Origin of the sequence: Nocardia sp. NPDC058640, assembly GCF_042716995.1 — a bacterium.
Classification (GTDB): domain Bacteria; phylum Actinomycetota; class Actinomycetes; order Mycobacteriales; family Mycobacteriaceae; genus Nocardia.
In genome coordinates this window covers 309,578-333,291 of record NZ_JBHXRG010000003.1, presented here as the reverse complement: position 1 = coordinate 333,291, position 23,714 = coordinate 309,578, and the positions used below count along the sequence as shown (strand labels likewise).

Annotated in this window: 25 protein-coding genes and 1 pseudogene; 14 read left to right on the top strand and 12 right to left on the bottom strand. The window is 66.0% G+C overall.

Annotation, left to right across the window (positions count from 1 at the left end):
* Window positions 1-308: 308 nt before the first annotated feature.
* The gene (locus ACFWU5_RS07915; protein WP_379266530.1) at window positions 309-2,039 is read left to right on the top strand and encodes an MFS transporter; all 1,731 of its coding nucleotides are present in this window, start codon (window positions 309-311) and stop codon (window positions 2,037-2,039) included.
* 40 nt (window positions 2,040-2,079) lie between these two features.
* Entirely contained in the window at window positions 2,080-2,553 is a 474-nt protein-coding gene (locus ACFWU5_RS07910; protein WP_379266529.1) for a hypothetical protein, read from the top strand.
* Window positions 2,554-2,571: 18 nt separating this feature from the next.
* Here ACFWU5_RS07910 and ACFWU5_RS07905 read toward each other — a convergent pair whose 3' ends face one another.
* Window positions 2,572-2,937, bottom strand: a complete 366-nt coding sequence (locus ACFWU5_RS07905) for a glyoxalase (RefSeq protein WP_379266528.1) — start codon at window positions 2,935-2,937, stop codon at window positions 2,572-2,574.
* A 133-nt stretch (window positions 2,938-3,070) separates the two neighbouring features.
* The gene (locus ACFWU5_RS07900; RefSeq protein ID WP_379266527.1) at window positions 3,071-4,639 is read right to left on the bottom strand and encodes an FAD-dependent monooxygenase; all 1,569 of its coding nucleotides are present in this window, start codon (window positions 4,637-4,639) and stop codon (window positions 3,071-3,073) included.
* Between the two features lie 56 nt (window positions 4,640-4,695).
* On the opposite strand from ACFWU5_RS07900, the gene ACFWU5_RS07895 reads away from it, so the two are divergent.
* From ACFWU5_RS07895 to ACFWU5_RS07870, 6 genes are all read left to right on the top strand, one after another.
* On the top strand, window positions 4,696-5,400 hold the full coding sequence (locus tag ACFWU5_RS07895) for a TetR/AcrR family transcriptional regulator (RefSeq protein WP_379266525.1): 705 nt from the start codon (window positions 4,696-4,698) through the stop codon (window positions 5,398-5,400).
* Window positions 5,401-5,539: 139 nt separating this feature from the next.
* A complete protein-coding gene (locus tag ACFWU5_RS07890) occupies window positions 5,540-6,337 on the top strand; it encodes a class I SAM-dependent methyltransferase (protein ID WP_379266524.1) in 798 nt (265 codons plus the stop codon).
* Between the two features lie 41 nt (window positions 6,338-6,378).
* On the top strand, window positions 6,379-7,119 hold the full coding sequence (locus tag ACFWU5_RS07885; protein ID WP_379266523.1) for a VOC family protein: 741 nt from the start codon (window positions 6,379-6,381) through the stop codon (window positions 7,117-7,119).
* Window positions 7,120-7,215: 96 nt separating this feature from the next.
* Window positions 7,216-8,676, top strand: a complete 1,461-nt coding sequence (locus tag ACFWU5_RS07880) for a hypothetical protein (protein ID WP_379266522.1) — start codon at window positions 7,216-7,218, stop codon at window positions 8,674-8,676.
* A 16-nt stretch (window positions 8,677-8,692) separates the two neighbouring features.
* The gene (locus tag ACFWU5_RS07875; protein ID WP_379266521.1) at window positions 8,693-9,817 is read left to right on the top strand and encodes a lipase family protein; all 1,125 of its coding nucleotides are present in this window, start codon (window positions 8,693-8,695) and stop codon (window positions 9,815-9,817) included.
* A gap of 187 nt (window positions 9,818-10,004) precedes the next feature.
* Complete coding sequence (locus ACFWU5_RS07870; RefSeq protein WP_379266520.1) at window positions 10,005-10,757, top strand: alpha/beta hydrolase; 753 nt, start codon at window positions 10,005-10,007, stop codon at window positions 10,755-10,757.
* A gap of 45 nt (window positions 10,758-10,802) precedes the next feature.
* Here ACFWU5_RS07870 and katG read toward each other — a convergent pair whose 3' ends face one another.
* From katG to ACFWU5_RS07845, 5 genes are all read right to left on the bottom strand, one after another.
* Window positions 10,803-13,043 carry a catalase/peroxidase HPI gene (gene katG / locus ACFWU5_RS07865; RefSeq protein WP_379266519.1) on the bottom strand — a complete coding sequence of 747 codons (2,241 nt, stop codon included), beginning with the start codon at window positions 13,041-13,043 and terminating at the stop codon, window positions 10,803-10,805.
* A 199-nt stretch (window positions 13,044-13,242) separates the two neighbouring features.
* Complete coding sequence (locus tag ACFWU5_RS07860) at window positions 13,243-14,754, bottom strand: hypothetical protein (protein WP_379266518.1); 1,512 nt, start codon at window positions 14,752-14,754, stop codon at window positions 13,243-13,245.
* A 74-nt stretch (window positions 14,755-14,828) separates the two neighbouring features.
* Complete coding sequence (locus ACFWU5_RS07855; protein ID WP_379266517.1) at window positions 14,829-15,110, bottom strand: hypothetical protein; 282 nt, start codon at window positions 15,108-15,110, stop codon at window positions 14,829-14,831.
* A gap of 125 nt (window positions 15,111-15,235) precedes the next feature.
* Window positions 15,236-15,775 (bottom strand): TerD family protein, encoded by a 540-nt coding sequence (locus tag ACFWU5_RS07850; protein WP_379266516.1) that lies wholly within the window; start codon window positions 15,773-15,775, stop codon window positions 15,236-15,238.
* A gap of 108 nt (window positions 15,776-15,883) precedes the next feature.
* The gene (locus tag ACFWU5_RS07845; protein WP_379266515.1) at window positions 15,884-16,147 is read right to left on the bottom strand and encodes a hypothetical protein; all 264 of its coding nucleotides are present in this window, start codon (window positions 16,145-16,147) and stop codon (window positions 15,884-15,886) included.
* 45 nt (window positions 16,148-16,192) lie between these two features.
* On the opposite strand from ACFWU5_RS07845, the gene ACFWU5_RS07840 reads away from it, so the two are divergent.
* A complete protein-coding gene (locus tag ACFWU5_RS07840; protein ID WP_379266514.1) occupies window positions 16,193-16,486 on the top strand; it encodes a DUF1330 domain-containing protein in 294 nt (97 codons plus the stop codon).
* 123 nt (window positions 16,487-16,609) lie between these two features.
* Here the strand turns inward: ACFWU5_RS07840 and ACFWU5_RS07835 are convergent, their stop codons facing one another.
* Window positions 16,610-17,011, bottom strand: coding sequence for a cupin domain-containing protein (locus ACFWU5_RS07835; protein WP_379266513.1), 402 nt, complete (start codon window positions 17,009-17,011; stop codon window positions 16,610-16,612).
* 43 nt (window positions 17,012-17,054) lie between these two features.
* Between ACFWU5_RS07835 and ACFWU5_RS07830 the strand changes: the two genes are divergently transcribed.
* Window positions 17,055-18,116: a GlxA family transcriptional regulator gene (locus tag ACFWU5_RS07830; RefSeq protein ID WP_379266512.1), complete on the top strand. Its 1,062-nt coding sequence runs from the start codon at window positions 17,055-17,057 to the stop codon at window positions 18,114-18,116.
* Here ACFWU5_RS07830 and ACFWU5_RS07825 read toward each other — a convergent pair.
* Together ACFWU5_RS07825 and ACFWU5_RS07820 are read right to left on the bottom strand one after the other, a co-directional pair.
* Window positions 18,073-18,537 carry a hemerythrin domain-containing protein gene (locus ACFWU5_RS07825; protein WP_379266511.1) on the bottom strand — a complete coding sequence of 155 codons (465 nt, stop codon included), beginning with the start codon at window positions 18,535-18,537 and terminating at the stop codon, window positions 18,073-18,075. The genes ACFWU5_RS07830 and ACFWU5_RS07825 overlap by 44 nt on opposite strands.
* Window positions 18,538-18,550: 13 nt before the next feature.
* The gene (locus ACFWU5_RS07820; protein WP_379241991.1) at window positions 18,551-18,883 is read right to left on the bottom strand and encodes a VOC family protein; all 333 of its coding nucleotides are present in this window, start codon (window positions 18,881-18,883) and stop codon (window positions 18,551-18,553) included.
* Between the two features lie 553 nt (window positions 18,884-19,436).
* Here ACFWU5_RS07820 and ACFWU5_RS07815 point away from each other — a divergent pair.
* Together ACFWU5_RS07815 and ACFWU5_RS07810 are read left to right on the top strand one after the other, a co-directional pair.
* Window positions 19,437-20,387: a hypothetical protein gene (locus ACFWU5_RS07815; protein WP_379266510.1), complete on the top strand. Its 951-nt coding sequence runs from the start codon at window positions 19,437-19,439 to the stop codon at window positions 20,385-20,387.
* Between the two features lie 47 nt (window positions 20,388-20,434).
* Window positions 20,435-20,626 (top strand): hypothetical protein, encoded by a 192-nt coding sequence (locus tag ACFWU5_RS07810; RefSeq protein ID WP_379266509.1) that lies wholly within the window; start codon window positions 20,435-20,437, stop codon window positions 20,624-20,626.
* A 4-nt stretch (window positions 20,627-20,630) separates the two neighbouring features.
* Here ACFWU5_RS07810 and ACFWU5_RS07805 read toward each other — a convergent pair whose 3' ends face one another.
* Entirely contained in the window at window positions 20,631-21,689 is a 1,059-nt protein-coding gene (locus tag ACFWU5_RS07805) for an N-acetylmuramoyl-L-alanine amidase (protein WP_379266541.1), read from the bottom strand.
* Window positions 21,690-21,698: 9 nt separating this feature from the next.
* A pseudogene (locus tag ACFWU5_RS07800) lies at window positions 21,699-22,352 on the bottom strand (DUF1906 domain-containing protein); the annotation flags it as partial.
* A gap of 204 nt (window positions 22,353-22,556) precedes the next feature.
* On the opposite strand from ACFWU5_RS07800, the gene ACFWU5_RS07795 reads away from it, so the two are divergent.
* Together ACFWU5_RS07795 and ACFWU5_RS07790 are read left to right on the top strand one after the other, a co-directional pair.
* Entirely contained in the window at window positions 22,557-23,312 is a 756-nt protein-coding gene (locus ACFWU5_RS07795) for a prolipoprotein diacylglyceryl transferase (RefSeq protein ID WP_379266508.1), read from the top strand.
* A 26-nt stretch (window positions 23,313-23,338) separates the two neighbouring features.
* Window positions 23,339-23,713 (top strand): hypothetical protein, encoded by a 375-nt coding sequence (locus ACFWU5_RS07790; RefSeq protein WP_379266507.1) that lies wholly within the window; start codon window positions 23,339-23,341, stop codon window positions 23,711-23,713.
* Window position 23,714 lies beyond the last annotated feature (1 nt).

The following is a 23,714-nucleotide window of genomic DNA, read 5'->3' as shown; positions in this document are numbered from 1 at the left end:
GCGTTGCGGTACTTCGCGTTGAACGGGACCGACCACCGCAGCCACGCTGAGCAGGACGCTGCGATCGGTGACTACATCCGCTGGCGTAACCAGCACGCCGGACCTATCCGCGACTTCGCGGTCGGCTCGAAGATCCGGCGCCCGGATTACCTACCCAACGTTGCTTGACGCGGCACTAGGCAAATGCTGCCACGGCGTTCATCCAGTTGAACTTTGTATATGTCCAGGTGACAGCATTGGCTGGAAACCGTTGAAAGCTGGCATTCCAGCCTGTTCCAAGGCTGTGTGTGCGTCGTTAGCGTTAGTCCGTGATCAAAGACCTTCAACCGAATCAGGTTGAACCGCAGGCCATCGACTCGATACAGCCTGACCCGCGCCGCTGGATCGCGTTCGCGACAACGCTGGCGGCCGGCTTCATGGACCTACTCGATGTCACCATTGTCAATGTCGCGGTGCCGACCATTCAGGAAGATCTCGGTGCGCAGTACGCGCAGATCGAATGGATCATCGCCGCGTATGTTCTCGCCTTCGCCACGATCCTGATCACCGGTGGACGGCTGGGCGACCTCTACGGCCGCAAGCGGATCTTCATGGTCGGAATGGTGTTGTTCACGGTGGCGTCGGCCGCGTGCGGGCTCAGCTTCGGCCCGACGATGTTGATCGCATCCCGATTTCTTCAGGGCCTGGCCGCAGGTCTGATGGTGCCGCAGATTCTCGCGATTCTCCGGGAATCGTTCCCAAAGAAGGAGCGCGCCAAGGCGATTGCTGTGTACAGCGCAGTCTGCGGGTCGGCTACGGCGGTCGGCCTGGCGTTGGGCGCTGTGCTGGTGGAGTGGGATCTGTTCGGCCTCAGTTGGCGGCCGATCTTCCTGGCTAACATCCCGATCGGCATCATCACGCTCATCGCCGCCTGGCGATGGATGAACGAGTCCCGGTCAGTTGCCCCACCGCGCCTGGACCTGGTCGGGGTCGTGCTGGTCACCGCTGCCATCCTGCTGCTGACTTATCCGCTGACCGAGGGACGCCGACTCGGTTGGCCGGCATGGACTTTCGCCATGATGGGGGCGTCAGCGGTGGCGCTGGTGGCGCTGGTCAGCTACGAACGTCGACGTCAGCGCGGCGAGGGGTCGCCGCTGATCGACCTCAGCCTCTTCCAGTCGCGTCCGTTCACGCTCGGGCTTATCAGCTGGCTGTTGTTCTGGGTCTGTTTCGGCGGGTTCTTCCTCGTATGGACGTTACTCATGCAGGCGGGTCTGGGCTGGTCGCCGCTGCGAGCCGGGCTGACCTCGCTGTTCTTCGCGGTCGCCACCGGGGTCGGTGCGGGTACTTCGGCCAGTGTGTTGGCACCTCGGTTCGGACGACGCGTGCTGATCGTCGGCGGGCTTGTCACCTGCGCCGGATTCATCGGATACGGTGCGCTGGTTCAGCACTACGGCCAGGCGACCACGACGTGGCAGATGGTGATTCCGCTGGTGCTGATCGGCATCGGGTTCGGTTTCGTTGTCGCGCCGACCATCGACCTTGTGCTCGGCCAGGTACCCACCCGTGCCGCTGGCGCGGCCTCCGGATTGCTCAACACCGGGCAGCAACTCGGCATCGCGCTCGGTGTCGCGCTCGTTGGGATCGTCTTCTTCACGCAACTGGACAACGACTCCTCCCGCGGTGCCGAAGAGGCGGCCACACGAGTGCAGAGCGAACTCGCCGCAGCAGGTGTGTCCGAGTCGGCGCAGATCGAGATAGTCGACGGATTCCGGGCGTGCGTCCGTGATCGATCGGCGCAGGTCGATCCCACCGAAGAACCGGAAAGCTGTCGGGGTGCCGCCTCTGATCCCATCGTGACCCGAATGCTCGCCGAGGCTGGTGAACACGCCACTGCGATCAACTTCGCCAACACTTTCCATCACACGCTCAGGTACGGCGCGGGCATCATGCTGCTGCTGTCCTTCGGCTTCCTCGCGCTACCGCGGAACGCGAAACCTGTCCATGAGGGAACTGAAGATGCTGGTGCGTCAACGCAGTTGACGGTAGGAAACCTGTGAAACCAGGTCCGCCGGGCGAACGAACAGAGGAGACGGCGAAATGGTCGAGGCACGGGCGCAGCAGTTCATGCAATGCCTTCCGGAGGAATTTCTCGAATTTGCGATGGACGTGGAACGGTACGCCGAGGTCGATGACAAAATCGGCCGATTCGACTGGGTACGCCGCGAGGGAAATCTCGTTGAATTCAAATTCCGCCCAGCTATGCCGGGACTTCCCGCCCCTGCCCCGAAAATGATTGCGCAGGGGCGACTCATCCCCGGTCAGCGCGTCGATGTGGGACTCGCTCCTTTACCGGACAACAGACTGTGGAACAGGTTGATGAAGTTCACTGCGAGCTTTGTTTGTGAACCCACCCAAAACGGCACACTGGTGACCAGAACGATGACAGCAGAGCTCGTTCCGGCGGTGCGTTGGCTGATTGATCCGATCCTGCGCCGCAACCTCCCCGGAAACATCGAGATCGAGCTCGCGCAGGCCAAGGCCTATATCGAAAGGGTGCCGGGTCGCGACTGACGCCTGCTCGCGATCCGCTCAGCCGTTCAGGAATTCGAGACGGTTGCCGACCGGGTCGTTCGTGTGGACGCGGCGTCGTCCAGGAATTTCGGCCGGGTCGGCCCAATGGATTTCGTGACCGGCAGTGCTGACAGCGGTCGCGACGGCATCGACGTCGACGACAAAGCCAGGGTGAGCCTTGCGCGCGGGTCTGAACGGCTCCTCGATGCCGACGTGGAGTTCACCGTCCGGGCCGCCAACGCCGGGAACCGTGAACCAGCAGCCGCCACGTGCGGCAAGCGGCGGAGGCTTAGGGAGTTCGGCCCAGCCGAGGACTCCGGTGTAGAACGCACGCATGCGGCCTTCTGCTCCCGATGGGCAGGCAATCTGGACGTGGTGAATCATGGGCCCCCTCCTTGAATTACTCTGCAGGACAAGCGTACTGCGGGTCACCGCAGGGACCGCGGTCGATCCGTGTAGCGGTGGAAAGCCTGTAGGGGCTTGTCATTCGAAGTGGCGGTTCGACGAAAGATCCGCCCTACTCTGATACCGGCCTGGCCAGCACTTGGTCCAGAGCGACGGTGAGGAACCGCGCCGGTTCCGGGACCGGATCCATGACCCGCATCGCGACGATCGCGTCCGGTCGCACGAGCACTGCCCCATCATCGGATAGCCATGGTGCAGAAATCCGGTGCGTCGGTAGTCCAATGGCCGCTGTGGCGGCGAGCCAATGGTCGCCGGCGCCTACGAGCATGGTCCACCGGGACGCGACCAGGTCCAGCGTGGACACCCCGTCGACCCATGTGTGCGGAACCCGTGAACCTGGCGACCCGTCCAGCGCCAGCGAAAGGTCAACGGTGGACGGGAGATTCGGTTCGGGCTCGACAATCGCAGTCGAGCTGTAGCGCTGACCGATGTGAACGACCGACGCAGCCCATACTCCCGCCGACGTTCTGGCGGCGTCGGCCTCGGGTCCGCGCCCCCAGTGCAATTCGGGGTCGGCGAGCCTGCGCATCGCCTGGTCCAGCGTCGCCGCGGCGACCGGCTCGCGTTCCTGCGCGTATGTGTCGAGCAGGCCGACCCCGGCCTCACCGTGATGGACGGCGGCCAGCTTCCACGCGAGGTTGTGGGCGTCGGCGGCACCGGTGTTCAGGCCGAATGCGCCTAGGGGTGAGACGGTATGTGCGGCGTCGCCGACTAGGAATACTCGGCCTACGGCGAAGCTGTCGGCCAGGCAGCTGCGAGGTCGCCACGGGAGCACACTGCGCACCTCGACGTCCAGGTCCGGATCTCCGACCGCCGCGCGGACGATCGCGACACATCGTTCGGGCGTGAAGTCCTCGGGGCGCTCGCCCCCGTCGCAGGCGACGTGGAAGACCCAGCTCGTTTCGCCGTCCACGGTCGCCAGCAGGCCGGGCGCCGCCGGTGTGGTGATCGTGCAGGTGCCGAAGGACATCCCCCGCAGGTGGGGTCGAAGATCGGCGTGGAACAAGATGTTGATCATCGACTTGCCCAGGTCACCCGGACCGCAGATGCCTACGCCGAGGGCGGTCCGCACGGTACTGTGTGTGCCGTCTGCGGCCACCACGTACGCGCAGCGCAGCGAGTACCGCCCGTCGACCGTCTCCAGTTCGACGTCGACGCCGTCGCAGTCCTGCGCGATATCGACCAGGCGGGTCGACCAGCGCAGATCCACTCCGCGCCGCACCAACTCGGCCGTCACCACAGCATCGAGGCGGTCCTGCGCGCAGACACCGCGCAGCCTGAACGGCGTGCTGTCCAGTTCGGCGGTGGCAGGGGCAGGCATCGGGACGGTCACGACGTCGCCTGCGCCCAGATCTAGGACGGTGCTCGCCACCGCCTTGCCCGCAGCGCCCCGGAGGTCGACGGCGGCGGCATCGACGGCAGCGTCGAGACCGAGTTCGCGAAGGATCTCGACGGTACGAGGCCCGATGCCGGTGGCGCGCGGGTGTACCGACGGCCCGGACCGGCGTTCGACGAGCACGGCAGGGACTCCATGGTGGGCGAGTAGCGCTGCGGTGAGCAACCCGATGCTGCCACCGCCGACCACGAGTACCGGAAGTTGCGGATACGATGTATTCGTCATGGATACACCGTATCCAGAAGGTAGGATGTTGGTCAACGACGAAAGGAACCCACGCGATGAACCAGCCCGCTCCCTCGTCGGTGTGGACCAGGCCACGCCCTGAACCGCGCCGACAGGCGCCGGGGGTGGACCAGTACGTGGCCGCCGCGCTCGCCGTCGCCGACGCGGAGGGCTTGGACGCGGTATCGATGCGCCGGGTAGCGGGCGACCTCGGTTCCGGGACAGCCACCCTTTACCGCTACATCGTCAACCGCGACGAACTGGTGGACCTGATGGTCGACGCGGTGCAGGGGGAGGTCCGGCTTCCTGAGCCCGCACCCGACTGGCGCTCCGGACTGGGTGCCATCGCGCACGCGCTGCGCGCAATCATGCTGCGGCATCCGTGGTTGGCGGGCGAACTGGCGGGCAGGCCCTCTCTCGGGCCCAACTCGTTGCGATGGTCCGAATGCGCCCTGCGCGCCGCGGTCGCGCTCACCCCCGACATCACCCGTGCCTCGCAGGCACTCGGCACCGTGCACGCGTATGTGCTGGGCTCGGTGGCGACTCAGCAGGCTGCGCACCGTGCCGAGCAGCGCACCGGCCTGACCGTGGAGCAATGGCAGCGCAGTGTCGACCCATACATCAGCGATGTCATCGCGGCGGGTGAGCATCCGATGCTCGCGCGCCGCGTCCTCGAAGCGGAGGAACCCGACCCTGAGATCGAGTTCACGTTCGGCTTGGAGTGTGTGCTCGACGGTCTCGAGGCGCGGCTGGGTCGATGACCGAGCAGTACGTGCATCCGTATGATCAGCCACTGCCGCAACACGTTTCGTGCTGACGCCGTGTGTGTTCGACCACTTGGCGTCGTGTATCGCTGCAATCCCTACGCCGGCCCACATCACACAGGCATAGCGTCTCAGCATGACCGGCTCTTCGTCACCGAATCCGCACTACACGCTGCCCAACGAATGGGACTTCGCTGACGAACGCCTTGCGTTGCTCGGCGCGGCCTACGACCCGGACAGCATCGCGCTCGCTCAGCAACTGGGTGTGGGGGCGGGGTGGCGGTGTCTGGAAGCGGGGGCCGGCGGCGGGTCGTTCGCGCGGTGGCTGTGCAGTGTGGCAATGCCGGGTGGTCGAGTGGTTGCTGTGGACGCTGACCCGCGTCACCTGGCGGACCTCCCTGGCCGTGGCGGCGAAGTCGCCCAGATCGATCTTGTCACTGACGAAATACCCTCGGGCGACTTCGACTTCGATTTCGTGCACACGCGATTCGTGCTGCTGCATATTGCCCAACGGGACGTTGTCTTGGAGCGCCTGGTCCGGGCGTTGGCGCCAGGGGGTGTTCTCCTGCTCGAAGAAGGTGACGGGCTCGGTGTCCTGCGGGAGATGCCGGGCGCGTTCGGGGAGGTCTGGCGAGCTTTCGCGCGTGCGACCGAGGCGGCGGGTGCGAACCAAGCTTGGGCCCGGAACCTACCTGCGCAGCTGGAGGCGCTCGGGCTGGTCGACGTCCATGCCGAGGCGCAGATCCCGGTGTTTCGGGGCGCTTCGGCGATGGCGCGCATGTGGGAGCTGACGTGGGCTCAAGTCCACGAAAGCTTGATGGAGCAGGGGGTTTCACGCGAGGTCATTGCCACCGCGCGGGCCGAGTTGAGGAACGGGCAGCGATGGTTTTATGCCCCGCCGACGGTTCGGGTGTGGGCTCGGGCCCAGTCGTAAATAGTCGCGCGATCGCAGCGGTCGTGCTTAGGATCGTCGGCATGGCAACTCGGCTGGTTCAGGTGAATTTCAAGGCTCGTGATGATGCGGCGCTCGGGCAGTTTTGGGCGGAGGCGCTCGGGTGGGGGGTGTCCAGTGAGGGGCCTGGGGTGACCAACGTTGAGCCGGTGGGGTTTTCGTGGCCGGATCCTGCCGCTGTGTGCATCGATGTCGTTAGCGTGGCCGATCCTGAGACTGTGAAGTACCGGGTGCACCTCGATCTCGCGACTACTTCGGCGGAGCATCACGCGGAGTGGGTTGCGCGTCTGCGGGAGCTCGGGGCGACGTTTGCGGATATCGGGCAGGGGGATGTGCCGTGGACGGTGATGGCCGATCCGGAGGGCAATGTTTTCTGTGTGTTGGAGCCTCGGGAGATCTATCGGGATACGGGGCCGATTGCCGCGGTGGTGGTCGACTGTGCGAATCCTGGTGCGATGGCACAGTTTTGGAGCCACGCCACGGACTGGATCGTGTATGACGCGACCGACGATCTCGTGAAGTTGCGGTCCGCTCAGGGGGTCGGGCCCTATCTGGAGTTTGTTCGCAGGGAGGGGGAGCCGACCGTGTGGACTCGCGTGCATCTGGATGTTCTGCCGTATGCCGGGGACGATCAGGCGGCGGAGGTGGCCAGGATCGAGGCCTTGGGTGCGACGGTGGCCGATGTCGGTCAGGGTGATGTGTCGTGGAAAGTCATGGCCGACCCGGAAGGCAACCAGTTCTGCATCCTCGGTGGGGGCGCCTGATCGGTCACCGCTTGTCAGACTGTGCAGGCATGACCTATCTTCTCCGCGCCGAATAATCGTTTCGCCGAAACGAATAGTCGTGCACATGGAGGATAGATGTTCACACCGCCCACCCTGCGCGGCACAGATTTCGCGCGGCTGACCGTCGTGCTCGTCACCGTTGGTGCTCTGATGGTCGCCGCGGCCACCGCGACCGCGGATCCCCGGCTGGGGCCGTTGCCCGCACCCAACCCGGCCCTGGGTCCGGTGGGAACCGCGAGCCAACACGGTGACTCCGCGGCATCGGACGCGACACCCTTAGCTGGGCCGGGTGGGCGCCACGGCGACAACACCGTCACCGCGACCTTCAAACCTCTCGGCGGCAACTGCACGAATCTGCTGATCGGCGCGGACGGTATGCCGCAAGCCATGTGCAGCAAGACCGGCACCCTCGCGCCCGTCGTACATCTGCTCGACCCCGCGACCGGCGACAGCTTGGCGTCGCTCGAATTGCCAAGGGGTGGCATGTTTTCCGGTGTTTATGGCTACCTCGACAATGCCGATCGTGTCGTCGCGATCGATGGGGAACGCAACCTCGTGCGCGTGGCTCATGATCGACGCGACGGTGCGTGGCGGTTGTTCATCGCCGAAGCGACCCCGATCGGCCCCGCTGTCGACGCGCACTGTGGCGCGCCGGGCTGCGACACCGTCGTCGCGCCGATGGCCGACTACTCGGGCAAGGTGTGGTTCGCCACGCAGCGCGGCACCGTCGGCCTGGTCGACACCGGTTCGGGCCGAGCGCACAGCGTCGCCCTCGGTTCGGGCGAGGTCGTGACCAACAGCATCTCCACCTCGCCAGACGGTCTCGCCGTGGCCACCACGCACGCGCTGTACCTGGTGCGCGCCGGCGCCGACGGTACGCCGACTATTGCCTGGCGCAAGGACTATGACCGCGGGCCGGGTCGCAAACCAGGACAGCTCAGTTGGGGCACCGGATCAACACCGACCTTCTTCGGTCCCGGAACTGGCAGCGAGTACGTCGCCATCGTCGACAACGCCGCCCCGAAAGAGAACCTGCTCGTGTTCCACGCGGGCACCGGCGAACAGGTCTGCTCGATCCCGGTGGTCGACGGCACCGAGAACTCACCGATCGGCGTCGGCGACACTGTTTTCGTCGCCTCCACCTACGGCTACCCCTACCCGCCGCAAGCGACTCCGGGACCGAGCGTGCCATCGCAGGCCGATTTCGTGGGAGGGATCGTCCGCGTCGACGTCAAGCGCAACGGCACCTGCCAGCAGCGCTGGGCAGCCGACGTCCGCTCCGCCGCGGTGCCCAAAATTTCGCTCGCCGACGGTCACCTCTATACGGTCAGCCGAGTACCCGGCCAGGGCGGTGCCCCGGATCGATTCGATTACACCGTGATCAACGGCCAGAACGGGAAGGTCGAATCGACCCAAACCCTGGGCGCTGGACCACAATTCAACACCCTGCAGCTTCCGGGCAATATCGGCCCGAACGGGGTTCTGTATCAAGGCACTGTCGCGGGATACCTGCGCATCGCCGCAACCGGTCGATAGTGGAGGCCTTCCGCCCATGATGATTCGTACGATTCTGCCCGTGCTCGCGGTCGCCGCCGCGCTGACTCTCGCCACACCGAGCGCCACCGCCATGCCGGGCGACAATTCGCCGGGACAGCTTGTCGCCGTGGAGAATTTATCTCCGGTCGCATCTCTGCCGCAGACCGGGCGCTCCGGGAAACTGACCTATTGGACGCGAGGACCGCATGATTCGCCGATGATCAGCTCCGGTGCGGTCTACGTCCCCGCCGGCAACGCCCCGCCGGAAGGTTGGCCCGTGATCGCCTGGGCACACGGCACCGTCGGCGTCGCCGATCACTGCGCGCCCACCACCGCAGGCCGCTCCGAACGCGATATCGCCTACCTCGAACACTGGCTCGCACGCGGTTACGCCATCGTCGCGACCGACTACGTCGGCTTGGGCACGCCGGGCGTGCACCCGTACCTCGACGGAAAGTCGGCCGCGCACAGTGTGATCGACGCCGTGCGCGCCGCACGCGCGCAAGACGCGACGTTGAGTGCGCGCTGGGTGGCGATGGGGCAATCGCAAGGCGCACACGCCGCGCTGTTCACCTCGACCATGGCCACGCGCGAGGCGCCGGAGCTGGACTTTCGCGGAGCCGTCGCGACCGGACCGCCCTCACAGATGGAGAAGCTGCTGCCCACCGCGGGGCCCTGGTTTCCGCCCCTGCCCTTGCGCGGCACCGCGGCCTATTTCGCGTACATTCTCGATGGTCTCCGCGCGGCCAGACCCGAACTCGACATCGACTCCTACCTGACCCCGTTGGGGCGACAAGTACTCGACGGCATCGAAACCCTGTGCGTCCTAGAATCTTTCGACACCTACGCGGGGTTGTCGGTCGGTCAACTCCTGTCCCGCCCACTGGCCGACGCCGACCTGCTGGCCGCAGCAGGACAGACTCTCGCGGTCCCGACCGTCGGACACGACCGACCCATCTTCGTCGCCCAGGGCACCGCCGACCGCGACGTGCCCCCGCCGATGACCTACGCGCTGATCGGAGAACTCACCCTCGGCGGCGCCGACGTCCGCTTCCACCCCTACGGCACCGACCACAGCGGCACCATGGCCGCGTCCCTGCCCGACAGCACCCCGTTCGTCGCTGGGCTGTTCGCATCCTGAGCGTGGAAAAGGATTGGACGGGATTCGGATCCGGTTGCTACCGTGCTCGAGACCGTGAAAGCACGCAAGGAGGTGACACCCATGAACGCAGTAACCATGTGGGTGCTCCCGCTCGTGTTCACGGTTCGGCGATCGATGTAGGTGTCGCCGGGAGCGCCTGAATCAGGCAATCCCGAAAGGCAACACCATGCACTTCATCTCCCAGACATCGTCGAACGGTGTCATCGAACGTCACTTCCAGCTGGGCGACATCACCGGCGTGCTCTGGTCCCCGGAATCCGCAACGCCGGGCGCACCCCTGCTGCTGTCGGGGCACTCCGGCGGGATGCACAAGAAGGCACCCGGCCTGGTCGCCAGTGCGCTGCACAACGTGACCAACCACGGGTTCACCGTCGCCGCCATCGATGCCCCCGGACACGGTGACCGGCCGCGAAGTCCGGAGGATCAACACTGGGTCGAGGCGATTCATCGCGCTCGGGCCGCTCGCGAACCGATCGCCCCGCTCGTGGTCGAGTTCAACATGTCGGTGGCGCAACGGGCGGTGCCGGAATGGCAGGCCACAGTGGACGCCCTGCAGGCCTTGCCCGAGATCGGCACCGCAACGCCGATCGGCTACGGCGGTGTCTCGTTGGGAGTCGTGACCGGGCTGCTGCTGTCGCACGTCGAATCCCGCATCGCCGCACTGAGTTTCGGCGGGGTGTTCGTGGACGACACCCTGATCGAGGCGGCACGAAAGATCTCGGTCCCGGTCGAATGCTGGATTCCCTGGGACGAGAAGGAGTTCGACAACGCAGCAGGGGTCGCGTTCTTCGACGCACTCGGTTCGAAGGACAAGACGTTGCGCGCGTCGTCGGGCAGGCGCTACCCGGTGCCCGAATACGAGCGGGACAGTTCGGCTCAATTCTTCGCCCACCACCTCGGCAGCACGCCCTCGGCCTGACCGATCCGCACGCCCGGGCCGCGTCGACGGCCCGGGCGTGGGTGGTCAGCGGTGCAGGTCGAAACGGTCCAGGTTCATCACCTTGTCCCACGCGGCGATGAAGTCGGCCAGGAACTTCGGGGTGGCGTCGGCCGCGGCGTAGACCTCGGAGGTGGCGCGCAATTGCGCGTCCCAGCCGAACGCCAGGTCGACGCGGCTCGCGGTCCATCGCTGCTCACCGGTGCGGCGGTCGACCCCGATGAAGGTGCCGTCGTCGGCGGGGGCGGGCCGCCAGTCGGTGCTCATGTCGAGCAGGTTGCGGAAGAAGTCGGTGGTCAGCGCGCCCGGCGTCGTGGTCAACACGCCCAGCGGTGACTGCTTGTAGTTCACGTTCAACGTGCGCAGCCCGCCCACCAGCACCGTCATCTCCGGGGCGCTCAACGTCAGCTGGTATGCCTTGTCCAGCAGCAGGTACTCCGGCTGCATCGGTGCGCCCTTCTCGACGAAGTTGCGGAACCCGTCACCGAAGCCCAGCAGCGCGTCGAACGACTCGATCTCGGTCATTTCCTGGACGGCGTCGCCGCGCCCCGGCGTGAACGGCACCGTGACCTGGTGACCGGCAGCCTTGGCCGCGGCCTCGATCCCCGCGGCACCACCCAACACGACCAGGTCGGCGAACGACACCGCGACGTTCCCGGTCTGGGCCTGGTTGAAAGTGTTCTGCACCTGCTCGATCGCCGCGATCACCCGGGGCAGCTCGTCGGGCTCGTTGCGTTCCCAATTACGTTGCGGCGCAAGCCGAATCCGGCCGCCGTTCGCGCCGCCGCGCATATCGCTGTCGCGGTAACACGAAGCCGCCGACCAGGCGGTGTAGATCAGCTGCTGCGGTGTCAGGCCGGACGCGAGCAACGCGGTTTTGAGGGTTTCGATGTCGGCGGACCCGATCAGGCCGTGGGTGACCGGCTCGATCGGATCCTGGAACAACTGCGGTTGCTGCGGCACCATCGACCCGCGGTACCGGGTCAGCGGGCCCAGGTCGCGGTGGATGAGTTTGAACCACGCCTTGCGGAATTCCTCGGCCAGCTCGTGCGGGTTCTGCAACCAGCGGCGGGTGATCTGCTCGTACATGGGGTCGACCTTGAGCGCGATGTCGGAGGTCAACATGTTGGGCTGGTGGTGGCGGTGCTCGTCGAAGGGCAGCGGCACCGAGTCGGTGCCGGCGTTGTCCTTGGGACGCCACTGCCACAACCCGCCCGTGCCCACATACGCTTCCCAGTCGTAGCCGTACAGGTTCTCCAGGAACGTGTTGTCCCAGGTGGTCGGGGTTTGCGTCCACGTGACCTCGAGACCGCTGGACGTAGTATCGGCACCCACGCCGGTGCCGAACGAGTTCTTCCACCCCAGATCCTGCTGCTGCAACGGAGCCCCCGCGGGCGGCGGCCCGACCTTGTCCTGCGGGCCGGCACCGTGGGTCTTGCCGAAGGTGTGCCCGCCCACGATCAACGCCGCGGTCTCGATATCGTTCATCGCCATGCGTTTGAAGGTCTGCCGCACATCCACCGCGGACAACACCGGGTCAGGCACCCCGTTGGGACCTTCGGGATTGACATAGATCAACCCCATCTGCGTCACGGCAAGGGGCAGATCCAACTCCGAGGTGGGGGAGCGCCGCTGCTCGCTGGGCGCCATCCACACCCGCTCGGGACCCCACCAGGTGTCGTCACCCTGCCACCAATCCTCGCGCCCACCACCGAAACCCATCGTCTGGAAACCCATCGACTCCAACGCGCAATTGCCCGCGAACTCCATCAGATCCGCCCACGACAGCTTCTGCCCGTACTTCTGCTTCACCGGCCACAACAACCGCCGTGCCTTGTCGAGATTGGCGTTGTCGGGCCAGCTGTTGAGCGGGGTGAACCGCTGCATCGCGTGCCCGGCACCACCACGACCGTCCTCGGTGCGGTAGGTGCCCGCGGCGTGCCAGGCCATGCGGATGAAGAAAGGGGCGTAATTGCCGAAGTCGGCGGGCCACCAGTCCTGGGAGTCGGTGAACAGGGCGTTCAGGTCCGCCTGCACCGCCTTCAGATCCAAGGTGTCGAACTCTTTGCCGTAGTCGAAACCCTCGCCCATCGGGTCGATAGACGGCGGATTCTGTTGCAGCAGTTTGAGATTGAGCTGCCCGGGCCACCAATCGGGCACTCCGCCGACCGCTTCGGGCCGAGTGAACTCCGGCTTGTGAACCGGGCACCCGTCGCTGGTGGTGTTGCTGAAGTCGGTATTGCTGTGACTGTGTTCGGTGTCTGCCATCAGCTGTCCTTTCAGGGAACCGCACGGGGATCGCTGACAGCGATGACGCGGACACCGTCAGACGAGCCGAAGAGGGCAACGCGGTGGAGCTGTGTCCTGCCTGAACGGTTCCACCGTACTCAAGGTGTGCTGAAGGGGGTGTTCACCTGCGGTGATCGTGGGGAGTGTCGTGGGGTCGATGATTCGGGAAGGACCCGGGCTACCTTGTTGAACAATCCAGGATTCGACCGTCGTCTGTGCCGATGAGCAGTCGGCCGAGCTCCACGACGGTCAGCGCGGTGGGCACGACGGGCACCTCGGCGACAGCGAGATGTCTGCGCCACACTGCAGAGCCCGAACAAGGGTCGAGTGCCACTATCTCGCCGTCGTCGTAACTGACGTAGACGGTTTCCGCGTCGGAATCCAGCGCGGTGGCCTTGTGGTCCGTCCGGAAGACCCATGCCGTGTCCCCATTGGTGTTGCGCCGCACAACAAATGAGCCACCCGGCTGCAATCCTTGACCATCATGGACGGTGCCCGCATGGATGAGGTCACCCTCCGAGGTTTCCACGCCCGGACCGGCAAAGTGCGTTTCCCCCGGCGCCCACGAGAAGGGGAATAGCCGGGTAAATGCGGTGTCCATCGGCGCGCGCGGGTAGTCGCCAACCGGCATCGGTTCCAGGTCGGCCGCGGACAGCCACGCACCGGCTGGGTCGATGCAGGGTTCGTCATCCTCGGACATGACGTCGCAGAAATAGACGCGGCTGCCGCGCCGGATGCGCAGCTTGCTCCGCTCGTAGTTGGACCCCTCGGGGGCCAGCGCCCCGAGTCCGTCTGCGCATCGCACCAGAGACACTGGATGGGGGGAGCTCACGTGGTCGAGGCGCGTTCCGTCCGCGAGCGAAAGCCGGACTACCGACTGCGGCGCTTCCCGCCACGCCGGCGGCATCATCGTGATCCAGGCCGAACGCTCGTCGGTGGCGACCACGATGTCGCGACCGTCCACGTCACCCCTGACCGACCATTCCCGCTCGCCCGAGGGCAGCCACGACTCCAGTTGCCAACCTTCCAGTGTTGCCAATACCCGCCCATCGGACAGTTGCTCGACAGCGCGAATAGTGCGTCGCGGGTACCAGTTCGGGTTCAGATCTGAAATCCTTCGCCGGGCCGCCGCTCGGTTGTCGGGACGCGGTGCCGCCACTCGATCACCGGCCAGGTCATAGCCGGTGATCGAGTTGGGCGGTACGGATCGCCAGTCAGCCCGATGGACCACGGCGGTGTACCCCTCGACGAACGCATCCTTATCGTTGTCATCGTCGGGCGGCGCCATCAGTACACGCAGGTCGTGTTCGTCGATCCACTCCAGACCGAGGACCTGGCGACCGAAGTAGTTCTCGATGAGCGAGTTGGTCGCGCCTGTCTCCAGGTCCAACAGCAGCAGCTCGCCCTCGAAGAAGTAGCCGCCGTCATAGCGGCCCGACCCGATGACGAGCAGGGGCTGGTTGGGGTGAAAAGCCATGGCGTGCACGGGATAGCGTGCCCGGGCGAAGGCGCGGCAGACCAGGTTGTCGGTGCTGTACACGCCGATCGGCGCGGTCCGGGCTGCTTCGTCGTACGTACCGGCGACTGCCAGTAGATGGTGGCGCTCGTCGTCGACGGTGAGCACGGGATCGCCGACCTCGGCGAAGGGGCGATCTCCGATGATCCGGTCGATCTGGAATGTTGTGGGCACGGTGGCATCATGCCCGTTGAGGGGACCAACACCGAGGCTCCCAGCAATTTCCAGGGGCCTCGGCGCAGGGCGAACTACTTCCAGGACGGCAGGCAGCCGGCCGCGCGCAGGCGGGAGGCGAAGCTGGTGTCGACGCTGCTGCTGGATCCCGTGGCGGAGCCGGTGGTGGTTCCGGTGAACGCGGCGATGAGTTCGCCGCCCAGCCCGGCGCCGATGGAGCAGCCGAGCAGGTTGAGGTCGATGCTGATGATCTCGTTGGGCTCTGCGGGGTTGTCGGCGGCAGCGGCCGGTCCGGCGAGGCAGGCGATGGTGGCGGCGAATGCGGCCGCGACGGCACCGGCTTTGACAGAACGCATGTTTCTCCTGGCGGTTGGTTCGGCGAATTTCAGGGAGGTGCGGCCGACCGGGTCACGGTGGTGCAACTCCCCTGAACCACTTACCCACGACGAGAACCGTCGCAAACTTGCTCGACGCTTTCGGATCAGTCCAGGTAGGGCGTGAGGTGGGGGACAGCATCGGCGATGTGCTCTGCCGCGATGGGCTCGGCGATGGGGGTGAACTGCCAATCCCCTTGGGCGCGATGGAGTTTGCCGAACACGAAGCCGGTGTGGGCGCGGGCCACGGCCAGGTCTATGCGTGCGAGTTCGATGCCGGTGACGCTGTCGATGACACGGGTGAAGGCGTTCTCGATCTGCTCGAATCGCTGTCCGGTGTAGCAGGTGATCAGCAGCACGACGGTGGTGATGTCTCGGGCCAATCGGGTCAGATCGAGCACCATGATCTCGTCGTCACCGTCGCCGACGCCGTCCAGACTGTCACCCAGGAGGCGGATGGCACCGTCTCGCGAGGTCAGTTGTTCGTGAAAGGCGACGTCGGCGAAGCGGGTTCCGCAGAACGACAGTGCGGCCACGTTGAGATCGATGTCTTTCGGGCGCCGTCGAAACTTGCTCGCACGCACGGGATCCCAGCCCAGGCCCACGGTGATGTGGGTCAATGCGGTGTGGGGGACTGCTTCTGGCATGTGCGGCTCCTGGTCGAGTTGCTTTGCGCCAGTTGCCTTCCGGATCCCCGGCGGACCTACCCGCAAACATGCCCCACGCCTCCGAACTCCGCAACCGGGTGGCCTCTGCTACTCGCGGCGAGGGCGCAGGGCCACGACGAATGGCCACATTGACGCCACGACGCCGACAGTGGCGATCGTCCCCCACAGCATGATGAACGGCCCGTATTCCGCTACGCGGGACCAGTATCCGCAGGGGCCGACGTCTTGCGGGATGGTCGCGCATTCGGGGTGGCCGATGGCGGCGAAGGCCAGGGTCGCGAGGATCGGGATCGTGACGGCGATAGCGAGAACAAACGCCAGTTTTCGGGCTGGGCGGGGGAGAGCGGCCATGTGATCAGACCCTATGCTCAGCACCACCGAACACAGGAGGTTTTCATGGCTAAGGGCTACTGGGTGAGTGTCTACCCCGTCATTTCCGACCCGGAGCAGCTGACTGCCTACAACAAATTGGCCGGTCCGGCTGTCCAGGCGGCGGGCGGGCGCCTGCTGTCCCGGGGCGGTCGCGTCGTCGCGCACGAGGCGGGGATCACGCAACGTGTCGTGCTGATCGAGTTCGACAGCTTCGAGCAGGCCGTTGCGGCGTACGAGAGCGAGGCATACCAGCAGGCGCTGGCGGCGCTGCCCGACGGCTTCGAGCGTGATTTCCGCATCGTCGACGGACTCGACTGACCCGATGGTGGACTTGAAATCCATTCGCCCCCGGGCAGATTCGGTGCTGACGGCGCCGCGAGGACATGATCGCGGGCCCGACGAGGTCGGATGACCTTGTCGGGCGACCGCATTCTGTCCGGGTCAGGCGAGTGGTCGTCCCGTTGTGGTCGTGATGTGCTCGGGCAGTTGTTCGTGGTGATCACCGGTGTTGGGGGTCCCGGTGGGTTCGAACAAGAGGATGGATGCACCCTCGATGGACGACGGTTTGTGCTCGGTGCCGCGGGGAACGACGAACACCGACCCTGTCGGTAGCGTGACAGTGCGCTCACTATCGTTGTCGCGCAAGGCAATTCGTAGCTCTCCGTCGAGGACGAGGAAGAATTCGTCAGTGTCGTCGTGACGGTGCCAGGCAAATTCGCCGGCCACTTTGGCGATGCGGACGTCATAGTCGTTGACCTTGGCCGCAATTCGCGGAGACCACAGGTCGTCGAAGGCCGCCAGCGCGGTATGCAGGTCGACTGGGTTGTTGTTCACCTGATCCATCCTCGTAGAGGCGCCGCGGCCGGGGAAGTGCTATTAATTGCCCATGTCGCGTGGATCCTCGCATCGAGTGGTGGTGATCGTCGACGAGGGCTCCAACCCGTTCGAGCTGGGCATCGCGACCGAGTTGTTCGGACTGCGCCGCCCCGAGCTGGGCAGGCCGTGGTACGAGTTCACACTGTGCGCCGAAGGCGGCGCGGCGCGGATGCACGGCGGGATGTTCACACTGGGCGAGGTGGCCACGCTCGACGCGGTAGCCACGGCCGACACCGTGATCGTGCCCAACCGCCCCGATCCGGAAGCGGGCTGCTCGCCGGCCGTGGTGCTTGCCATTCAGCAGGCCGCGCGGCACGGAGCGCGGTTGGTGAGCTTCTGCACCGGAGCATTCACCCTGGCCGCGGCCGGGGTGCTCGACGGGCGGCGAGCCACCACCCATTGGCAGTGGGCCGAACGATTCGCCGCCCGCTACCCGAAGGTGCTGTTGGAGCCCGACGTGCTCTACGTCGACGACGGTGATGTGCTGACCGCCGCGGGCAGCGCCGCCGCGCTGGATCTCGGCTTGCACCTCATCCGCAGTGATCACGGCGCCGAGACCGCTAACACGGTCAGCCGCCGCCTGGTTTTCGCCGCGCACCGCGACGGTGGGCAACGCCAATTCGTCGAACGCCCCATCGCCGATGTCGCCGACGCTTCGCTGGCACCTGTACTCGCGTGGGCGCAGGCACATGTGGACCAGCCGCTGACCGTGGCCGACCTCGCAGCCCGCGCGGCGGTCAGCACCGCCACGCTGCACCGTCGTTTTCAGGCCGAGCTGGGAACTACTCCACTGGCATGGCTCACCACCGAACGCGTGGCGCTGGCATGTCGGCTGTTGGAGCGCGGCGAGCAGAACCTCGACCGCGTCGCTCGCGCCAGCGGACTGGGAACGCCCTCCAACCTCCGAGCATGCATGCGACGCCGAATCGGGTTGACCCCCACCGCATACCGCCGCAGATTCGGACCCGTAGTTACACCTTCGTCGGGGTGCGAGTCGGTCGAGGTCCTAGAAGAACTGCAACGAAGGTTCAGTCCGGCATCGGGCGTCGGTGGACGAGTTCCCATGCGTTGATCGCGACGTCCCACTGATCACCGGACAGGGCGGTCAGCGACATGGGGAACAGCCCGTCTTCTTCCTTTTCGATATGCGGCCGCAGCGCAGCCAGGGAGGCCAGTACCAGTTCCTGGCCTACCGCAGTGTTCAGGTCCGCCTCGGCCACTATCGCGGCCATCTCCCGATGCTCGAGCTCCAAGGCGTCGACATAGTCGGTGCACTCCGGCTCCGCTCGCATGACGGTGAACAGCCCTTGCTCCTCGCCTGCCCAGTGCTCGCGCAGTTCCTGCCGCAGTCGCAGCAGGTCGCGTTGCGCACCAGCGATCTCGCCACGCTCGAGTGCGCGCCGGATATCGCCGGCGAGGTTGACGATCGACTCGTGCTCGGCGATGAACTCCTTGATCAACGGAATATCGCGGCACCCGCAGTAGTGGCACATGGGGGGCAGTCCCTCACCGGGGCAGCGGGCTGTAGAACACCAGCGCGTTGCCTTTGTTGTCGTAGACCACGGCCCGGCGCTCGTGCGCGTCGTCGTAGGGGCCCCTGATAATGGCGCCGCCGCCGGACTCGACAGCCTTCGCGGCGGCGTCGACATCCGCGGTTTTGATGCCGACGACGATCTGGCCGGGCACCGGATGGTCCACCGCGGTGGCCAGCGCGAGGGTGACCGGGCCGCCGTCGAGAGCGGCGAAGTGCGCGCCGTCGCGGAACTTCAGCGGCATTCCGAGGGTCTCGCTGTAGAACTCGATCGACTCGTCCAGGTCGTCGGTCGACAAGATGATCATGCGTACGTCGTACTCAGACACGGTGTTCTCCTGTCACTGAACCGGATTCGCGCACCACGTTCGGGCGCACTCCATGATCGCTGCCCCGATAGTCGAGTTCCGCGACCGACACGATGTCGGCGACAGCGATGTGCCCTTACCGAGTCGACAAAGGCGAGCACAGTTTTCGAGTGGTTCCGTAGCGGTAACGTTGCGTTGGGTGCGACCAAACGTAAACGTAAATATATCAAGGTCATTCGGGACGGGCTGAGATCCTGACCGCCGATAATGTTCACTTATCGGGGGTCAGGATGGTGGGCTAGAGATTTGACTCTTCAAGGGGCGACACGGGTTTCGTTTCGTCTGATACGTAACCGAATGACGAAACCAACGCTACGATTCAGCGGTGTCGAGTGTATGCAACTACCCAGGGTGTGCCCGTCCTATTACTCGTGGGGGTGGGCCGGGGCGGCCGTCGGAATACTGTGATCACCCGGACCACACTCGGTGGCGGGCTTGGCGGGAAAGGCAACGGGAACAACAGGAGTCCGAGAGTGCGGCGGCTGCTGTCACTGTGACGACTCAGGGGCCGGTGACCGTGGCTCGGTTGCGGGCCGATGAGTTGCTCGGACAGTTTCGGGGGTTGGCTGAGCAGTTGGGGACTACGTTGACCGCGGCCGTGGCTGAGTTGCAGACGATCGGGGATCCATCAGTGGCTGAGGCGCAGGTCCAGGCTGTGCAGGCGGATGCTGCTCGGCGGATTGCCGAGGCGGAGATGGCTGCGGTGGCGGCGGAGCAGTCGCGGCGGGAGACCGAACAGGCTCGGGCGCTGGCGGAATCGGTGGCGGAGGAGGCGGTGGCTGCCGCGGAGAAGGCCGAGAAGGCGGTGGAGGAGGCACTCGCGGCCCGGGATGAGGTGGTGGCCTCGGTGGATGGGCTCACCCGGCAGGCCGCCGAGGATGTGTTCGCGGCGCGCAGCGAGGCCGAGGAACTGGTGCGGGCGGCGCAGCGGCGGGCCGCCGATGAGACAGAGAAGGCGAAACAGGAAGCCGACGACGCTGTTGCTCGCGCGCAGCAGCGGGCGGACGCGGAGGTCGCGCATCAGCGGCGAGAGGCCGAAGCGCGGATCGCCGCCGCCAATGCCGAACGTGACTTAGCGGTTCAGCGGGCCGCCGATGCCGATCGTGCGACCGAACGTGCCGAACAGGCCACCGCCGAACGTGTCGAGGCTGCGGCCGAAGCGCGCGAGGAATGGCGGCGGGCGCGCACCGAACTCGACACCGTGCGTGGCGAACTCGACCGCACCCGCGCTGAACTAGCGGAACTGCGCCGAACCACTACTGCCGAAACGCAGTTGCGTCGGGACGAAGCAGCGGCCGCGCTCGAACAGGTTCGTGCTGAAGCCGCGGAACGGTGGGCCGCGCTCGACGACGCCCGCCAGCAGACTCTGGCCCGTGCCGAACGGGCCGAAGCGCAACTGGACGAGCTTCTCGCCGTCGCGCGCACCCCGGTGTCGCAGACATGAGCGGGGTTGAGGGGGCGGGAAGCGACGGCCTGGACTACCGTACGCACATGACCGAGCAGCCCGGCCCTCTCGAATCCACGCGTGAGTTCGCCGCCATCGACATCGACGACATGCTCAATGCCGACGAGACCGACACCTACACCGGCCCGTCGTCGCGGATCCGGTTGATCGCGATCCTGGTGGTCGCGGCGCTGGTACTGGGCGCCGCCGCCACCACGCTCGCACTCCTGCTGGCCTGACCGCTCACGCGGGCCTAGCCAACGGAGTGTCGGGTTCACCGGAATTGCGCAGCGCCACGATCTGTTCGGGCACCCAGTAGATCCGGCCGAACTCGAACGCCTGGTAGACCCCGTCGTCGTGGGTGGTTTCGTCGGAGGTGGGCCAGCCGAGCTCGCCGTTCTCGTGCCCCGCTGCCGCCCACCGGTCACCGATCGCGCCGTGCACCCAGTACGCGGGTTGGTTCGCGCGCCGATACACGGTGCCGCCCTGGAAGGCCTGGGCCAGACCGGGACCAGCGCCTCGCGGGTCGGGCAATGCCGCATGTTCGGCGACGGGGTAACCCAAAGGGCCTGTCTCCCAGCCCAACTCGGCATATTTGGACATCACCGCGGTCGGGATCGCGTGAGCGTCGGTGGTCGGATGCCAATACACATAACCGTTCTCGAATTCGGCAAAGCGGCCCACCCCGTCCGGAGTGGCGAGCTCGCCGTCGGTGCGCCGCGCACCCAACCACGTCGATGCCGCCGCCCGCACATCGATCGCGGTCTGCACACCACCGCCACCACCGGCGAAGGACGCGACGTGCGCGGCGAACACATCCCACGGAAAGTTCGGGCCCACATCGGTATGCGAACCGATCCCCAACGCCCGAGTCACATACTGGTGATCGGAAATCCCGTCGGCGACGTGGTAATCCGGGGCGATCACCCGGGTCGAATGCCCGTGCCGCTGCGCGCTGCGCACCGCGATATACGCCGCGATCCGCAGATCACCGTCGATGGCCAGCCACTGCTGCCGCGACCACGCGACCCGACTACCCGCGAAACACAGATTCACCGTGAACGGATTCGCCGACAGCACCGACCACGCCGCCAGCTCCTCGGGCACCACCCGCACGACCACCGCGTCACGCAGCGTGTAGTGATAGGACACCCCGTTGGCCGGGTTGTTCAGATACGCGGCAAGGGATTCGGCGGTGCCGTTGCCTTCCTGGGTGTGCAGCAGGAAGTTGGTGACCCTGGCGCCGTCGCGGGGGGAATGCGAGGGTCCGAAGCGGTCGATTTCGGTGAACTGCGGGGCCACGGTCACCGGGCGGTCCAGGGCCCACTGCCCGAAATCGGCGGCGAGGATGTCGTTGACGTCCACCCGGGTGCCGTCGATCAACGGACCGGGATTACTCGGGGTGTCGATCACCCGCTGGTACAGCACCGCGCGCGGTTCTCGCTCGGTGCCCGACCACGCCCGCGTCTGCCACGCCCAACTGAAATCCCCACGCGCGCCGATCACCCCGTCTTCGATCGCCCACGCACACACTCGGGCATGCCCGTAGATCCCGGTCCATTCCCTGCCCAGTACCGAGTTCACGCCGCGGAAGAACTCCACGGCCGCGCCGTTCCACTGCGACAGGGTGATGTCCTCGTCGACCGCGAAGAAGATCGGCGCGTGCCGCGGTGCGCCCACGGCGAGATGCGTGGCCAAGGCCTGCTCGGCCATCCGGCGGCCGCCGTCGAAACCGGTGGTCCAGTCCGACGGGGTCGGGTCGCCGGGTTTGCCGTACTGCCAGATGGACACGATGTCCAGGCCCGCGGCGGTCAGCGCGCGAGCGTAGTCGGCGGTGATCGGCTTGGCACCGAAGTTCGCGCCGGGCCTGCTGGGTGAGATGTAGGCCAGCACCGCCGAATGACCGGCCGCGGCGATCGCGCGCGGATCGATGAGCCGCGCCGCGAAATCGACAGCTGTAGACATGATGGACCCCCTGTTGGACTTGCGTATCCGATGGAATTCCCGAGCTGGTGGAACGGTCACACTGTTTACGCTGGTACCCGAGGATCGGCACCTGGGTGATCGAGAAACTCACTGTGCACCATTCTAAATGGAACATTCAGTGTCGCACTGTGGTTCACCGACGAACAGGGTAGTACCCGAACCGCGGCCCGTTAGTCTTTCGCTATGGTGCCGCAGCTGATGTGGGGAATCCCGACGCACGGGTTCTTCGTCGCGCTCGGCGTGACCGTGGCCGCGGTGGTGTTCTTCGGCGAATGCCGGCGACGCGACGCGCTGCGGGAAGAGTCCCTGGTCGCGGTCACCGGGGCGTTGGTCGGCGGGGCGATCGGGATGCGGTTGACCAGCCTGGTCGAAACGTTGGATCCGTACGAGAGTTGGATGTTCGGGGCGCGCAGTGTGCTGGGCGGGCTGCTCGGGGCGTATGCGGGTGTGTTGATCGCGAAGAAGATCATCGGGTATCGGGAACGCACCGGTGATCTTTTCGCGCCCGCGGTGGCGTTGGGGATGGCGGTAGGGCGCATCGGGTGCTTGCTCACCGAGGCGCCGGGGCGGCCGACGGACCTGCCGTGGGGGATTCACGCGCCCGCGACGGTGCCGCAGTGTGCCGGGTGTGTGGCCGGTGTGGCGATGCACCCGAGTTTCGTCTACGAAATAGTGTTTCAGCTGGCCGCTTTCGGTGCGCTGTGGTGGTTGCGGGATCGGATCAGCGCACCGGGGGAGCTGTTCACGCTGTATGTCGGGGCGTATGCGATATTCCGGTTCCTGGTGGAATTCGCTCGGGCCAACGACACGGTGTGGCTGGATCTGACTCGGCCGCAATGGTTTCTGCTGCCGGGGTTGGTGTTGGTCGCGGTGCGGTGGACTGTCGGTTATCGGCGCGGGAATTACGATGAGGTACTTCGACGGAAGGTCGTGGCATGAATTTTCCTCCCGGACCACCTCCGAACATGCCACCACCGCCTCCGCATCAGGGCGGCAAGCCGCCGGGGCAGGGTGGTCAGGTCGCGGCGATGGCGTTGGCAGGCGCGATGGCGTTCATCGTGGTCAACGCGATAGCGGGATTCTTCGTGCTCATGGTGGCCAGTTCTATCAACGACAACACCGTGAGCAAGGTGCTGTTCGGGCTCATGGCGGTGGCCAGCGCGGCGTCAGCGTTCATCGGTGGCTGGTTGTTGATCCGGCGGAAGAAGGCGGCGCCCAAAGGGTTCGGGCTGGGATTGATGATCGGCTGGTCACTGGTCACCGTGTTCACCGCAGGGTTGTGCACCGCCCTCAACCCGGAGCTGTACACGGGCGTCCTCGGGATAGGGATCGGGTTATGAG